The sequence below is a fragment of the Kosakonia sp. SOY2 genome (assembly GCF_027109175.1).
Lineage (GTDB): Bacteria > Pseudomonadota > Gammaproteobacteria > Enterobacterales > Enterobacteriaceae > Kosakonia.
The window spans coordinates 1,024,238-1,037,894 of the sequence record NZ_JAPVXH010000001.1; the positions used below are offsets into that span (position 1 = coordinate 1,024,238).

17 protein-coding genes are annotated in these 13,657 nt (G+C 53.2%); 7 read left to right on the forward strand and 10 right to left on the reverse strand.

From position 1 onward, the window contains the following. Positions 1-49: 49 nt before the first annotated feature. Together O3S68_RS04855 and O3S68_RS04860 are read right to left on the reverse strand one after the other, a co-directional pair. Entirely contained in the window at positions 50-331 is a 282-nt protein-coding gene (locus tag O3S68_RS04855) for a DUF1161 domain-containing protein (protein ID WP_249881997.1), read from the reverse strand. 86 nt (positions 332-417) lie between these two features. After that, on the reverse strand, positions 418-1,335 hold the full coding sequence (locus tag O3S68_RS04860; RefSeq protein WP_269230913.1) for a LysR substrate-binding domain-containing protein: 918 nt from the start codon (positions 1,333-1,335) through the stop codon (positions 418-420). 109 nt (positions 1,336-1,444) lie between these two features. Here O3S68_RS04860 and O3S68_RS04865 point away from each other — a divergent pair, with 109 nt between their 5' ends. Next, positions 1,445-2,080: a LysE family translocator gene (locus tag O3S68_RS04865; protein WP_269230914.1), complete on the forward strand. Its 636-nt coding sequence runs from the start codon at positions 1,445-1,447 to the stop codon at positions 2,078-2,080. A gap of 79 nt (positions 2,081-2,159) precedes the next feature. Further along, positions 2,160-2,870 carry a YnfC family lipoprotein gene (locus O3S68_RS04870; protein WP_269231659.1) on the forward strand — a complete coding sequence of 237 codons (711 nt, stop codon included), beginning with the start codon at positions 2,160-2,162 and terminating at the stop codon, positions 2,868-2,870. A 19-nt stretch (positions 2,871-2,889) separates the two neighbouring features. Here the strand turns inward: O3S68_RS04870 and speG are convergent, their stop codons facing one another. Both speG and O3S68_RS04880 read right to left on the reverse strand, forming a co-directional pair. After that, the gene (gene speG / locus O3S68_RS04875) at positions 2,890-3,450 is read right to left on the reverse strand and encodes a spermidine N1-acetyltransferase (protein WP_269230915.1); all 561 of its coding nucleotides are present in this window, start codon (positions 3,448-3,450) and stop codon (positions 2,890-2,892) included. Between the two features lie 51 nt (positions 3,451-3,501). Next, entirely contained in the window at positions 3,502-3,840 is a 339-nt protein-coding gene (locus O3S68_RS04880) for a DUF1283 family protein (protein WP_016496191.1), read from the reverse strand. 148 nt (positions 3,841-3,988) lie between these two features. On the opposite strand from O3S68_RS04880, the gene O3S68_RS04885 reads away from it, so the two are divergent. Next, complete coding sequence (locus O3S68_RS04885; protein WP_269230916.1) at positions 3,989-4,315, forward strand: YnfA family protein; 327 nt, start codon at positions 3,989-3,991, stop codon at positions 4,313-4,315. Positions 4,316-4,588: 273 nt separating this feature from the next. Here the strand turns inward: O3S68_RS04885 and O3S68_RS04890 are convergent, their stop codons facing one another. Beyond that, positions 4,589-4,855, reverse strand: a complete 267-nt coding sequence (locus O3S68_RS04890) for a hypothetical protein (RefSeq protein WP_269230917.1) — start codon at positions 4,853-4,855, stop codon at positions 4,589-4,591. 168 nt (positions 4,856-5,023) lie between these two features. Between O3S68_RS04890 and O3S68_RS04895 the strand changes: the two genes are divergently transcribed. Further along, the gene (locus tag O3S68_RS04895) at positions 5,024-6,487 is read left to right on the forward strand and encodes a mannitol dehydrogenase family protein (protein ID WP_269230918.1); all 1,464 of its coding nucleotides are present in this window, start codon (positions 5,024-5,026) and stop codon (positions 6,485-6,487) included. A gap of 79 nt (positions 6,488-6,566) precedes the next feature. Here the strand turns inward: O3S68_RS04895 and ydfZ are convergent, their stop codons facing one another. The 3 genes from ydfZ to ydfG form a co-directional block, all read right to left on the reverse strand. Next, positions 6,567-6,770 (reverse strand): putative selenium delivery protein YdfZ, encoded by a 204-nt coding sequence (gene ydfZ / locus O3S68_RS04900; RefSeq protein WP_016496186.1) that lies wholly within the window; start codon positions 6,768-6,770, stop codon positions 6,567-6,569. A gap of 168 nt (positions 6,771-6,938) precedes the next feature. Next, complete coding sequence (locus tag O3S68_RS04905; protein WP_016496185.1) at positions 6,939-7,625, reverse strand: GntR family transcriptional regulator; 687 nt, start codon at positions 7,623-7,625, stop codon at positions 6,939-6,941. A gap of 89 nt (positions 7,626-7,714) precedes the next feature. Further along, complete coding sequence (gene ydfG / locus O3S68_RS04910) at positions 7,715-8,464, reverse strand: bifunctional NADP-dependent 3-hydroxy acid dehydrogenase/3-hydroxypropionate dehydrogenase YdfG (RefSeq protein WP_016496184.1); 750 nt, start codon at positions 8,462-8,464, stop codon at positions 7,715-7,717. 186 nt (positions 8,465-8,650) lie between these two features. Here ydfG and dcp point away from each other — a divergent pair, with 186 nt between their 5' ends. From dcp to O3S68_RS04925, 3 genes are all read left to right on the forward strand, one after another. Then, positions 8,651-10,696, forward strand: a complete 2,046-nt coding sequence (gene dcp / locus O3S68_RS04915) for a peptidyl-dipeptidase Dcp (protein ID WP_269230919.1) — start codon at positions 8,651-8,653, stop codon at positions 10,694-10,696. Positions 10,697-11,139: 443 nt separating this feature from the next. Then, positions 11,140-11,358, forward strand: a complete 219-nt coding sequence (locus O3S68_RS04920; RefSeq protein ID WP_007374905.1) for a hypothetical protein — start codon at positions 11,140-11,142, stop codon at positions 11,356-11,358. A 49-nt stretch (positions 11,359-11,407) separates the two neighbouring features. Next, complete coding sequence (locus O3S68_RS04925; RefSeq protein ID WP_016496182.1) at positions 11,408-11,836, forward strand: hypothetical protein; 429 nt, start codon at positions 11,408-11,410, stop codon at positions 11,834-11,836. Positions 11,837-12,433: 597 nt separating this feature from the next. On the opposite strand, the gene mgtS is transcribed toward O3S68_RS04925, so the two are convergent. Together mgtS and ftrA are read right to left on the reverse strand one after the other, a co-directional pair. Then, positions 12,434-12,526, reverse strand: a complete 93-nt coding sequence (mgtS, locus tag O3S68_RS04930) for a protein MgtS (RefSeq protein WP_016496180.1) — start codon at positions 12,524-12,526, stop codon at positions 12,434-12,436. 109 nt (positions 12,527-12,635) lie between these two features. Next, positions 12,636-13,640: a transcriptional regulator FtrA gene (gene ftrA / locus O3S68_RS04935; protein ID WP_442913098.1), complete on the reverse strand. Its 1,005-nt coding sequence runs from the start codon at positions 13,638-13,640 to the stop codon at positions 12,636-12,638. Positions 13,641-13,657: the final 17 nt, after the last annotated feature.

Below are 13,657 nucleotides of genomic sequence, written 5' to 3' on the forward strand. Positions count from 1 at the left end.
AGCGTGATCAAGTTGAGGGAAATCCCCCTGAAATGAAGGGGGATTTTATTTACTGCGTGCCGGCGCTTTCTTCGCTCTGCTGAGCGGCGCCGCTGTTGCGGGTGTAGAGAATTTTGTAGGTGTCATTGGCGCAATGACCGACGACCTGCGAACCTGCCTGGTCAGCCTGATCATTAGGCACGATGGTTAGCGTAAATCCCGTTTCCGGCACGCCATTATTGATAATACGTTGCTGAATATCGGTTTTAACCCGTTCGCATGAGTCCGGCGCGGCGAACGCCGGTACAGCACCCACCAGCAGTAATGCGCAAAGCCAACGTGAATAATGCATCCTCATCTCCTTCTGTTTTACCCGCTCTAAGCTTAGCACCTGCGATGGCTGCAAAAGGTAAATATCTGAATCATCTGAATAAGCCGCTATCGCTGTTTTAATAGCTCCACCTCCGGCGGGAAATCGACCGGGACGGCGGTGAGCAGGAATTCGCCCAGACGGTCAATATTATTTTTGCGCGGCGAATCTTTTGGCCACACCAGCCAGTAACTGTCGCCAGTGCTTATTGCTTGCGGGAAGGGCAGCGTTAGCTGATTTTGCGCCAGGGCGGGCAGGCTGAGCAGCAGATCGCCGACCGCCACGCCATGGCCACCGATCGCCGCCTGGTAGGCTTGTTCGAGCGTGTCAAAAACCGCGCCGCCGCCAGGGGCGAGCGTGGGAAATAAACCGCTCCCGGCTTGCCAGCGCCGCCAGTCGCGGCGATCGCGCGACGGATGGATCAAGGCGCAACTGCTCAGATCGCGTTGCGCCAGCGCTTTAAGCGCCGGGGCGCAGAGCGGGATCAGCCACTCATCAAATAAGCGCAGGCTTTGCGTGTACTCACCAAAATGGCCGTTACCCAGCAGAATGGCGCAATCGAAGGGTTCGGTGCGGAAATCGACGGTATCGATATCCATCCAGACACTACTGATCTCAATCTGCGGTGTGCTGTGCTGCTGGCGAAAGGCATTTAACACATCTAATAACCAGCGCATTGTCAGCGTCGATGGGGCTTTGAGCCGCAGTTGATGCTGGTGGCTGCGCAGTGTCTGGCAGGCATTTTCCAGTTGCAAAAAACCGTCCTGTAAACGAACAGCCAGCTGGCTTCCTGCGTCGGTCAGGGTAATTTTCGGGCCATGGCGCAGAAATAAACGACACCCAAACCACTCTTCAAGGGTACGAATATGGCGGCTTACCGCACCGGGGGTGACATTGAGAAAAAGGGCTGCCTGGCTAAATGATGCCATTTGTGCGGCAACGGTAAACGCCCGTAGTGCATAGAGTGGCGGCAGGTTTTGGTTCATCCGTTCGTTATCCATTATGAGTTTTTTGCATAGCGAACGGCAGTTTAACTCGTTTTTCAGGCCCGCGCTTTCCGGTGATACTTCGTCAATAAATAAAAGGAGGGAGAGGATGGGATCACTGAATGTGGTGCTGCTGGGAACATACATCGGCGTGGTAGTGACGTTGCTGGCAACGCCCGGGCCGGTGGTGGCGCTGGTGTGCGCGGCGGCAGCGCGAGGCAATCACGCGCGCGCGTTTTTAACGCTGGCAGGCACTAATCTGGCCTCGCTGGTATTAATCGCACTGGCGGGGTTAACGTTGGCGGGCGTTGTCACGCTCTCGGGCTGGCTACTAAATCTGGTAGCAATGGCGGGTTCGCTCTTTATTGCGATTAGCGCTGTGCAGGCATTGCGCGCCTTGCGGCGTGAAAAAGGCACGGGGATGACCCACAATAGCGGGCAGGGCGGGTTTGTTGCGGGATTTATGACGGCCATCGCTAACCCAAAGGATATTCTGTTTTTTATCGCTTTTTTCCCGCAGTTTACCGGCATTACCGGTGATTTCTCCGCCAGCATCACGTTGCTTACCGCCATCTGGGTAGTAATGGATTTTAGTGTCTTAACGCTCTATATCCTGGCCGTTAAACGTTGGTTACCCGCGAGGCAAAGTGGGCGTTTTGCTACCTTCTCATCGTTGATTTTATTGCTAACAGGCGTGGGTGGCGCAGGCTATTCGCTGTTGTTACTCGCCAGCCACCAGGCATAGCCACAAAGAAGTCATTGCCCTAAGTTATAAAGCTTTTGCTAATATAAGCGCATTACAAAAGAAGAATGTGGTGAACCCATTGAAAAAACAGCTGTTACTTATCTCTCTGGCGGTGGCGCTTGCCGGATGCGATAAGCCGAAGGGACCCGTTTCATTCACGCCGGAAATGGCGAGCTTCTCGAATGAATTCGATTTTGATCCGTTGCGTGGCCCGGTTAAAGATTTCAGCCAGACGTTGCTTAACGATAAAGGTGAAGTCACGAAACGCGTTACCGGAACGATGTCGAAAGAGGGGTGTTTCGATACGCTTGAACTGCACGATCTGGAAAATAACAGCGGCGTGTCGCTGGTGCTGGATGCCAACTACTATCTCGAGGCGGAATCGAAGGAAAAACGACTGCGTTTGCAGGGCAAGTGCCAACTGGCGGAGTTCCCGGCAGCGGGCGTGACCTGGGATACCGACGATAACGGATTTGTGGTTCGCGCAACGGGCAAGGAGATAGAGGTTAAATACCTCTATGACGATGAAGGGTATCCGCTGGGAAAAACCACGACATCGAAAGACGCGACGTTGTCTGTTGTGTCTACGCCTTCGAAAGATAAGCGCAAAAAGCTGGATTACACCTCTGTCAGCACGCTGAACGATAAGCCGCTGGGCAATGTGAAACAGGCCTGTGAATACGACAGCCATGATAACCCGGTGAGTTGCAGCCTGGAGATTGTGGACGAAAGTGTTACGCCACAGGTGTCGCACAAATACAGCATCAAAAACACCATCGAGTATTATTGATGCCGCTGACCACCGCGCTTTACTGCGCGGTGGGTTTCAGTAGCATCGGGCCGCTTGTTTTGTGGTTTTCAAGATACTGCTGCTGGAAAATACACATGCGAATGGTGTTGCGGTACTCACCGTTAATAAAGAACTCATGGATTAATTCACCTTCGACCATAAACCCCAGCTTGCGATAAATGTGAATCGCTTTTTCGTTCTCTTTATCCACAATCAGATAGAGCTTATACAGGTTCAGTACCGTAAAGCCGTAATCCATCGCCAGCTTCGCGGCTTTTGATGCCAGCCCTTTGCCCTGATATTCCGGGGAGATGATTATCTGAAACTCCGCGCGGCGGTGAACGTGGTTAATTTCAACCAGCTCCACTAATCCGGCTTTTTCGCCATTACACTCGACCACAAAACGGCGTTCGCTTTGATCGTGAATGTGCTTGTCATACAGGTCAGAAAGTTCAACGAAGGCTTCGTAGGGTTCTTCAAACCAGTAACGCATGACGCTGGCGTTGTTATCCAGTTGATGAACGAAGCGCAAATCTTCGCGCTCGAGCGGGCGCAGGCGGACGGTGTAAGCGTCACTCATGAAAAGTCCTTTTACGTAAGCGGAAATCGGGCGCGCGAGCGCCCGGGGCGGTTAACGAATTTGCTGTCCGGTGCGGCGATCCAGACAACGCAGGGTATTGGGTTCCCAGTAGGCGTTGAGGTTGCTACTTTTCTGGCATTTGTCCTGCGCATCAAACGCGACATCGGTTTTATCCCACTCTTTTTCCACGCGCTTGTTCACTTTGTTGCGCAGGCTGCGGGTGTCATTCCATTGCTCTTTTTCCATCGCTGCGGATTGGCGGCTTTGCGCGTTATCGCCGGATTCAATCACCAGACGATTGGTTTCGGCCAGTGCGGAGGTGGTGTACACGATGGCACCCAGCGTCAGCATTGCGGTGAGGCACAGGCGTTTGCTAAGTGTTTTAGTCATTGCGATTTCCTTAATTTGAGGGAGAAACAAGATGCCCATATCACTCTATTCTATGCTATCTCAGCCACACGGGATAGCCAGCCGGGACTCACTCTCAGAGCATTATCAGGTATGATAGTTCAACCAAGTTTGAATCAACGTGCCTCTGATGCTGAAAACCACACTCCTGTTCTTTGCCACCGCGCTGTGTGAAATTGTCGGTTGTTTTTTGCCCTGGTTATGGCTAAAACGCGGCGCTACGCCACTGTTACTCATTCCCGCGGCGTTCGCGTTGGCCATGTTCGTGTGGTTGTTAACGCTGCATCCGGCGGCCAGTGGGCGCGTTTACGCGGCTTACGGCGGCGTGTATGTATGCACCGCGTTGATTTGGCTACGTGTGGTCGACGGCGTCAAACTCAGTGGTTACGACTGGCTTGGGGCGCTCATCGCCATGTGTGGGATGTTGATCATCGTGGCTGGCTGGGGACGCGCGTAATGTACGCCGTTTTTGATACTCAGCGTGACAGCTCCGTTGTTCGCATGCGGTCTTTGTTTCTCTCCTGATTTCATTCTGTTAGCACGGTTTAAATAACAGCTAAGGCAATATCCGGCGCGTGAAATCGCGACAGGCGCGTAGAACTTCTGAAGAAAATGGGGCACGGCGACAGCATTTGACCTGGCAGGAATGTCTTCAACATGCCCGGTTCAGTAAGGCTGTTTAAGATGATATCCGTCACCTGCGAAGGGATTCATTTACTCTTTGAACGCTTCAGATATTGTTCGCGGGCGCGAATATTTTTAAAACGCTTTTTGCCGTAATGCCGTAATGCCGTAATGCCGTAATGCCGTAATGCCGTAATGCCGTAATGCCGTAATGCCGTAATGCCGTAATGCCGTAATGCCGTAATGCCGTAATGCCGTAATGCCGTAATGCCGGAACGCCGTAATGCCGTAATGCCGTAATGCCGGAACGCCGGAACGCCGGAACGCCGGAACGCCGGAACGCCGGAACATCTGCGCTATCGCGTAGTTTCATCTTCTCAACGCATGGCCTGAATCACAAAGGTAAATGTGTAGCGTTTTGAAATATTTGGTTACCATTCTAGTTGGTGTAGTCCGCAAATCCTGTCGCAAATCATAGTCTGGTTTACCGCAGTCCGTAATCTATTGAACCACTGTTTCACTTAATAAGATGAGTCTCACCATGGAAAACAGGCTATTAACGGCGAAAGCCACGCTACCCACTTATGACCGTAACAAACTGGTTGCGCGCATTGTGCATCTCGGCTTTGGTGCGTTTCACCGCGCGCATCAGTCAGTTTATGCCGATATTCTTGCCGCAGAGCATGGCAGTGACTGGGGCTATTGCGAGGTCAATTTGATTGGCGGTGAGCAGCAAATTGCCGATCTCAAGCAGCAGGATAACCTCTATACCGTGGCGGAAATGTCTGCGGACGCGTGGACTGCGCGTGTGGTTGGCGTAGCAAAACGCGCGCTGCATGCTCAGGTGGATGGCCTGGAAACCGTGCTCGCCGCTATGTGCGAACCGCAGGTTGCCATTGTTTCGCTGACCATCACCGAGAAAGGGTATTGCCACTCTCCGGCGACCGGCAAATTGATGCTCGATCACCCGTTAATTGTCGGCGATCTGCAAAATCCGCAGCAGCCAAAATCGGCCGCGGGCGTGATAGTGGAAGCTCTGGCGCGCCGTAAAGCCGCCGGTTTACCCGCGTTCAGCGTGATGTCCTGCGATAACATGCCGGAAAACGGCCATGTCACCCGCAATGTGATCTGCGCTTATGCACACGCGGTGAACGCAGAATTGGGCGACTGGATTGAAGCCAATGTGACATTCCCGTCAACCATGGTAGACAGAATTGTTCCGGCGGTGACTGCCGAAACGCTGGATAAAATCGAGCAACTGACCGGTGTGCGCGACCCCGCAGGTGTAGCTTGTGAGCCGTTCCGCCAGTGGGTGATTGAAGACAATTTCGTGGCGGGTCGTCCGGCGTGGGAAAAAGCAGATGCCGAGCTGGTGGCAGATGTTGTGCCGTTTGAAGAGATGAAACTGCGCATGCTGAACGGCAGTCACTCCTTCCTGGCGTATCTGGGCTATCTGGCGGGTTATCAACACATTAATGAGTGCATGGAAGATGAGAATTACCGTCGCGCCGCGCAAGCGTTGATGTTGAAAGAGCAGGCGCCAACGCTGAAAGTGCAGGGGGTGGATCTGGCGCATTACGCCGATCTGCTGATCGCCCGTTACAGCAATACCGCGCTGCGTCACCGTACCTGGCAGATCGCCATGGACGGTAGCCAGAAACTGCCGCAGCGTATGCTGGATTCTGTGCGCTGGCATTTAGTGCATCAGCGTAATTTCTCCTTGCTGGCGCTGGGAATTGCCGGCTGGATGCGCTATGTCGGCGGCGTCGACGAGCAGGGGCAAGCGATTGAAGTGTGTGATCCGTTGCTGACAGTGATCCAGAGCGCGGTTAACAGCAGCGCGCAAGGTGAAGCCCGCGTGCAGGCGTTGCTTGGCATTGAGGCGATTTTTGGCAATGAATTGCCGAAAGACGCGACCTTTGTGGCGCAGGTGAAAAAAGCCTATCTGACACTGCTGGAGAAAGGCGCGAAAGCCACGGTGGCGCAGTACGCTGCAACACTTTAACTGCGAGTCTTAACTCAACACAGAAACAGTGAATGCCGCCACGGCGGCATTCTTTTTTCACCACGCTTTTTTCAACCGCTTAGTGCAAACCAAGACGAATCAGTTCAACCGGTTCGAATTTGCCTTCACAGCCTTCCACTTCCACCGTTTTGCTACGGCGCACCTGCGCGGGGTTTAACCCCTCGGCGTGAATCGCGACGATTTTACCAGTGCGGCCAGTGCCATTAATCATCACGCGCGTGCCGGTGGTGATAGCGTTACGGTTACGATCATACGTCATCATGGTGGTTTCTCCTTATTGAAATCCGCAAAACGAAACGGGGCAGAAGATGTCCCCGAAATGGACGCCTTATAAATACGCCCCTGAGCCAGTGAGTTTTTGTTTTTGATCAAAGTCACACTTTTTTGCCGGAAAAAAATGTGACCTGGCGGAGATAAGAAGGGGGAAGGATTACTCTTCGCTGAACCAGTCGCGGTTTTCCTGGCGAATAGTTTTTACTGACTCGCTGATTTCCTGCAAATGCAGCGTCATGGCGCGATCAACGGCGTCAGCATCGCGCTTTTCCAGCGCGGAGAAAATATCCATATGCTGGCGCAACAGCATCTCCGGCGGCGAAACATGATCAAGGCTCATATAGCGCACGCGGTCGATGGTCGCTTTAATATTTTCGATAGTGTCCCACGCTAACTGGCAGTCGGCGATGAGCGCCAGCTTCTGGTGGAAATTATCATCCAGCTCAAAAAAGTCATTCAGTTGTTTACGCTCAATCGCGGTGCGCTGCTGATTAAGGTTTTGCTCCAGCTGATAACATGCGCTGTCATCAATCATCGTTGCGGCGCGGCGGGCGACGGCGCATTCAATGGCCTGGCGAACGAAGCAGCCGTTACGCACCTGCGTCATGGAGATCTTATTGACGTAGCTACCGCGTTGCGGGCGGATTTGGATCAGGCCGTTTTCAGCAAGCTTAATAAAGGCTTCGCGTACTGGCTGGCGTGACACGTCAAAGCGCACCGACACCTCTTTTTCAGACAGCGGCGTGCCCGGTGGGATCAGGCAATGGACGATGTCCCGCCGTAAGATGCGGTAAATCTGTTGATTGACGGGCTGTGTAGGGTTGAGTTGCGTTTCAGCGGCCATTCTCTCTTACTTTTTAAGGGGTTAACCGGTCTACCATACCATTAATTTACCGTACATCCCATACCCGGCCCGCAGGCCGGGCGCGGAAATTACCCTTCGCGGTGGACGCTAAGACCAGCATATGTCTGGCTGACTGGCATCATTTCGAGGGTATTAATATTGACATGCTTCGGCAACGTGGCGACCCACCACACCGCTTCGGTAACGTCTTCCGGCGTCAGCGCTGTGGTGTTCTCGTAAGTTTTTCCGGCTTTTGCATCATCGCCTTTAAAGCGCACATTCGAAAACTCGGTGCCGCCCACCAGGCCCGGTTCGATATTAGTCACACGCACGGCGGTGCCGCTAAGATCGGTACGTAAGTTCAGGCTGAATTGCCGCACAAAGGCTTTGCTCGCGCCATAGACGTTACCGCCTGCATAGGGCCAGCTACCGGCGGTGGAACCGATATTGATAATGTGGCCGCGATTACGCTCAACCATGCCCGGCAGCACTGCGCGTGTCATATACACCAGACCTTTATTATTGGTGTCGATCATGGTTTCCCAGTCGTCGACATTCGCTTTATGTGCCGGTTCCAGACCCAACGCCAGGCCTGCGTTGTTAACCAGTACATCAATATCGCGCCACGCGGCAGGCAGAGCAGAAATAAACTCTTCAATCGCCGCGCGGTTACGCACGTCCAGTTGTGCGGTATAGAGGTTATCGCCCAGTTCGTCCTTCAGTTCCTGCAAACGTTCCTGACGACGACCTGTGGCAATCACTTTATGGCCGTTCTGAATAAAACGGCGTGTAATACCTTCGCCAAAACCCGCGGTTGCCCCGGTAACCAGAATAATCATCTCACTGTTCCTCAACGCATTTTGTGGTGTAGTGACATAGCATGCACCGCTTTATAGCGGTAACACAACTTATCCCGCATACAGTGTGGCAAAAAACGCCGGCTCATGTGCGAAAGCAGAGAAATGATTGCGATGCGCGCGGCGGATGCCTACTCTGAGAAGAATCACCGCATTCAGGAGCGAAATATGTCGGTCACTAATCCTTTCTTTTCTGCCAGCACACTGCCTTACCAGGCGCCGCCTTTTGACGTTATTAATCAGGAGCATTACCGCCCGGCGTTTGATGAAGGAGTACGGCAAAAACGCGCTGAAATCGTCGCTATCACGCAAAATCCTGCGCCAGCGGATTTCGACAACACCCTGCTGGCGCTGGAGCGCAGCGGTGCGCTGCTCACCTGTGTCACCAGCGTCTTTTTTGCCATGACATCGGCCCATACCAATGATTTTTTACAACAGCTCGATGAGGCGTTTTCTACCGAGCTTGCTGAACTGGCGAACGATATTTACCTCGACGACGCTCTGTTTGCCCGCGTGGAAGCGGTATGGAAGCAGCGCGACGCGCTCTCTCTGGACGCCGAATCTTTACGTCTGGTGGAAACCACCTATCAGCGCTTTATGCTGGCGGGCGCAACACTGAGTGCGCAGGACAAAGCGACGCTGAAAGCGTTGAACACCGAATCAGCCACCCTGACGAGCCAGTTTAACCAGCGGCTGCTGGCGGCGGATAAAGCCGGTGGGCTGGTGGTGGATTATGCTCATCAGCTTGATGGCCTGAGTGCAGAAGAGATTGCCATCGCTGCCGAGGCAGCAAAAGCCAAAGGGCTGGAAAATCGCTGGTTGTTGTCGTTGTTGAATACCACGCAGCAGCCGGCGCTGGCGGCGTTGCGCGATCGCCAGACGCGTGAAAATCTGTTTAACGCGAGCTGGTTGCGTACGCAAAAAGGGGATGCCAACGACACCCGCGCTATTGTGTTGCGCCTTGTGCAGTTACGTGCGCAGCAGGCGAAACTCCTCGGATTTGCCGATTTTGCCAGCTGGAAGATTGCCGATCAGATGGCGGCAACGCCGCAGGCGGCGCTGGAGTTCATGCGAAATATCGCGCCCGCCGCGCGTGCCCGTGCTGAACGTGAGCTGGCTGATATCCAGCAGGTTATCGATACGCAACAGGGCGGTTTTACCGCACAAGCCTGGGACTGGGCATTCTATGCCGAGCAGGTGCGTCTGGCGAAATATTCACTGGATGAATCACAAATCAAACCGTACTTTGCGCTCAATACCGTGCTCACCGAAGGCGTTTTTTGGGCCGCGAGCCAGCTGTTTGGTCTTCGCTTTACTGAACGTTTTGATATTCCTGTCTATCATCCGGATGTTCGCGTATGGGAAATTTTTGACGCGGATGGCGCCGGATTAGCGCTGTTCTACGGTGATTATTTCGCCCGCGACTCAAAAAGTGGTGGCGCATGGATGGGCAATTTTGTCGAGCAGTCAACGCTCAACGGCACGCGACCGGTGATTTACAACGTCTGTAATTACCAGAAACCCGCAGCCGGGCAGACGGCATTGCTTTCGTGGGATGACGTTATCACGCTGTTCCATGAATTTGGCCACACCCTGCACGGTCTGTTCGCCAGCCAGCGCTACGCCAGCCTCTCCGGCACCAATACGCCGCGTGATTTTGTCGAGTTCCCGTCGCAACTCAATGAGCACTGGGCCAGCCAGCCGCAGGTATTTACCCGCTATGCCCGCCACTACCAAAGCGGCGAGCCGATGCCGGAGCTACTTCGCGAGACGATGTTACGCGCCACGCAGTTTAATAAAGGTTACGACATGACCGAACTGTTGAGCGCAGCGCTGCTGGATATGAACTGGCATGCGCTGGCAGATGGTGAGAATGTAAGCGATGTGGAGAGTTTTGAGGCACAAGCGCTGCGCAAAGAGCATCTCGATGTGGCAGCGGTTCCGCCGCGGTATCGCAGCAGTTATTTTGCCCATATTTTCGGCGGCGGTTATGCGGCGGGTTATTACGCTTATCTGTGGACACAAATGCTGGCAGACGATGGTTACCAGTGGTTTGTGGAGCAAGGCGGGTTAACGCGTGAAAACGGGCAGAAGTTTCGTGAAGCGATTTTATCCCGTGGTAACAGCGAAGATCTTGCCGCACTTTACCGCCAGTGGCGCGGTCACGATCCTGAGATCGAACCGATGCTGAAAAACCGGGGATTGAGTGAATAGCGCGAGAAAATTGCTTTAAAAACTTACATAACCTGCCAGAGCATTGACCTGAATATGCCCGGCAAATAACGTGGACGTGGTGATGAATCCCCCTGCGCGGAGGGGCTACCAGTCATACCTTTTTGGGGTGAAAGCGAGTTCTGCGGGCTGGAGCAGACTCACCGGGAGGCACCCGGCATCACCGAAATCTGTATCGCCAGAGGCTTTTTTTCTTAAAGGCCTCTGGCGTTTTTCTTAAATCACCACGGTTCAAATCCCTGTTTTTACCCACTTCATTTATTAAATTGCGGGCTGGTTCACACTTCCTGGCATAGCGTTATCCCTCTCATTAAGCCAAATTAAAGAACCTGATTTTACGGCTTAACATTCTGTGGCATTACGCAGGCATTGAGAAAGTGGCTGTGCTAATGTCGAGTGCTATTTAAGCAACTGAGGTAACCGACATGACCAAAAATGTAGTGGTAATACGCGCCGGTGGTAAGGTTGAAAACGTGACCGTGGAAGATAATGCAAAATCGGTCACGTTTAAAAATGAGCAAAGCTCTTTTCTTGAAATCCCAATTGAACCCTGGGAGCTTGACGGAGAAACCTTCCTCGTTGCCCGATTTTCTGACCTGGTCAGCCAGCAGGAAACTGAACAAGCCATCCGGAAATTCTATTGATCAACAACCGCCCGCGGGCGGTTTTTTCATGCGGTACGCGGAGGTGTAAATGGCAAATGAACGTGAAGTTTCAGAAACTGCCGCTCCCACAGTGAGCACTCAGGATAGCGCCTTATCCCATCTGGTTTCCTGTGCCAATCTCGGCGCGGGCATGGTGGTGACGCTGGTTGTTGGCGGCCAGGTGGTGGCGGGTGAGCTCGTATCCGGCCAGGAATATGCGTTATATACCGCGAAATCGATTCGATCTATTCAGGGGGATGACGCGTCGCTGAAAAATTCCATCGCGCTTTTCTTTGATGATCTGGCTAATGATTATCGCGTTGAAGAGGGACACGATATTCCGCTTAACTATTTACATATTAAAGATCCGTCGTGGATGACGGGAAATGGCGGTTGGACGAGCGTAAAAGGAACAATATTGCGCGTACATATTGCGAAAGTGAGCGGCTTTTCTTTAGGGAAAGCGAAAAACGCCTGAATAAAGGAAATTAAAAGGGCCTCAAATGAGGCCCTTCCTATAACACTTGTTTTGGCCACCGCCTTCTTCGAAGAACAGGTATACAGGATCTGGCTGTAAGCCTTGCGCCACAAACCGAGCAAATGGCCCCATGAGGCAAACGTTGACCCGGGCAGAATGTGGTAAATAAAAACTTCTGGCTGCTGCAAACCGGGCATTTAAATTTGATATTGGGGATAACCCCTCCGGTCTGTGAAATGGTGATCCGACGTTATCACAAACTTTATACGCCGGAAGATATATCTTCTGTAATTTCAATAGCAAAAGAGCACTCCCCGCAGAAAAACGTTTCGATGAAACCCGTTTCAGCCATGACGCGAGCGCCACGCGTTCAGCACTTGTTTAGGTTTTATTGAGGAAGGCAATGCTAGATTGGTTGGCAGTCCGCTAACCCGTCGTTTAAGTTAGCGCGTAGAAAAACAGCAATCTATCCATGCAAGCATTGGCCGCCTTTTAAGGGCGGTTTTTTTTTGTCTGTTTGCGCAAAGCGTACAAAAAGAAATGGCCCCTTACGTGTTTTCGCAAGGGGCCATATCGGCGGGGGATTATCAGCGATCATCAGTCATCCCATTTGTGGCTGAAATAAGCAGCAAGGAACCCGGAAAAAACAATAATGCCCAGTACTGCGATAAAAACATGCATATTTGCCATGGTGTCAACTCTCCATTTAATTAACCAACTTGCCTCTCTTACCTTAATTGGTGGCCGCGATGGAGAAAGAATAGCCTGCTTAACCTCAATAAAAGATGAATAGCGTGAATTATTTCGCCGCGGCGCTAAATTTTTTGCGGTATGCCGCCGGGGATATTCCACGCTGCTGCTGAAAATGGTGGCGCAGTGATGCCGCAGTCGCGAATCCGCTGTGCCCGGCAATCAGCTCAATACTCATCCGTGAGTGAATGAGTAAATCTTCAGCCCGGCGTAATCGCTCCTGCAAAATCCAGCGGGCGGGGGTGGTTCCTGTTGATTCTTCGAAACGGCGCAAAAACGTACGCGGGCTCATGCCCGTTTGTTTCGCCAGTGACGCTACCGTGTGGCTGCCTGTCAGATGTTGATGAAGGAAATCGAACAGCTGTCCTAACTGGCGGCTCTCGCGCGTGCGGGCGACCGGGCGTTGAAGCTGCTGGGTTTGCGAGCCATCCCGGTGCGGCTGCACCACCAGCCGCCGGGCGACATTATTCGCGACCTCAATACCGAAATCCTCGCGCACGACGTGCAGGCATAAATCGATCCCCGCCGCGCTGCCCGCCGAGGTCATCACATTTCCTTCATCGTAATAGAGGGCGTCATCCAGCACGATAATCGCCGGGTAGGCTTTCCGCAGCATGTCGGTATAGCGCCAGTGGGTGGTGGCCTTGCGACCATTAAGCAACCCGGCCGCCGCCAGCACAAACACTCCAGAACAGATAGAGATCACCCGGCAGCCGCGCTGCCAGGCTTGATACAGCGCGCTGCATAATGCAGGCGGAACAGGCACCTGGGCACCGCGCCAGCCCGGAACCACAATGGTGTCCGCTTGCGCAAGCAGTTCCAGTCCGCCTGCCGCCATCACGCGGATACCGCCTGTGGCGCGCAGTTCGCCCTCATCCACGGCGGCAACGGTAAACGTATACCAGTTATCGCCAAGCTCCGGGCGCGGCAGACCGAAAATCTCCACTGCGACGCCAAATTCAAAGGTGCAAAGCCCATCATAGGCCAGCGCGACTACGCGGTGGCGGGCAGGGGTGTGTCGTGAAGTTGTCATTATCCTGGTGTTATCTGGCATAGAAGGGGGCAGTGAGT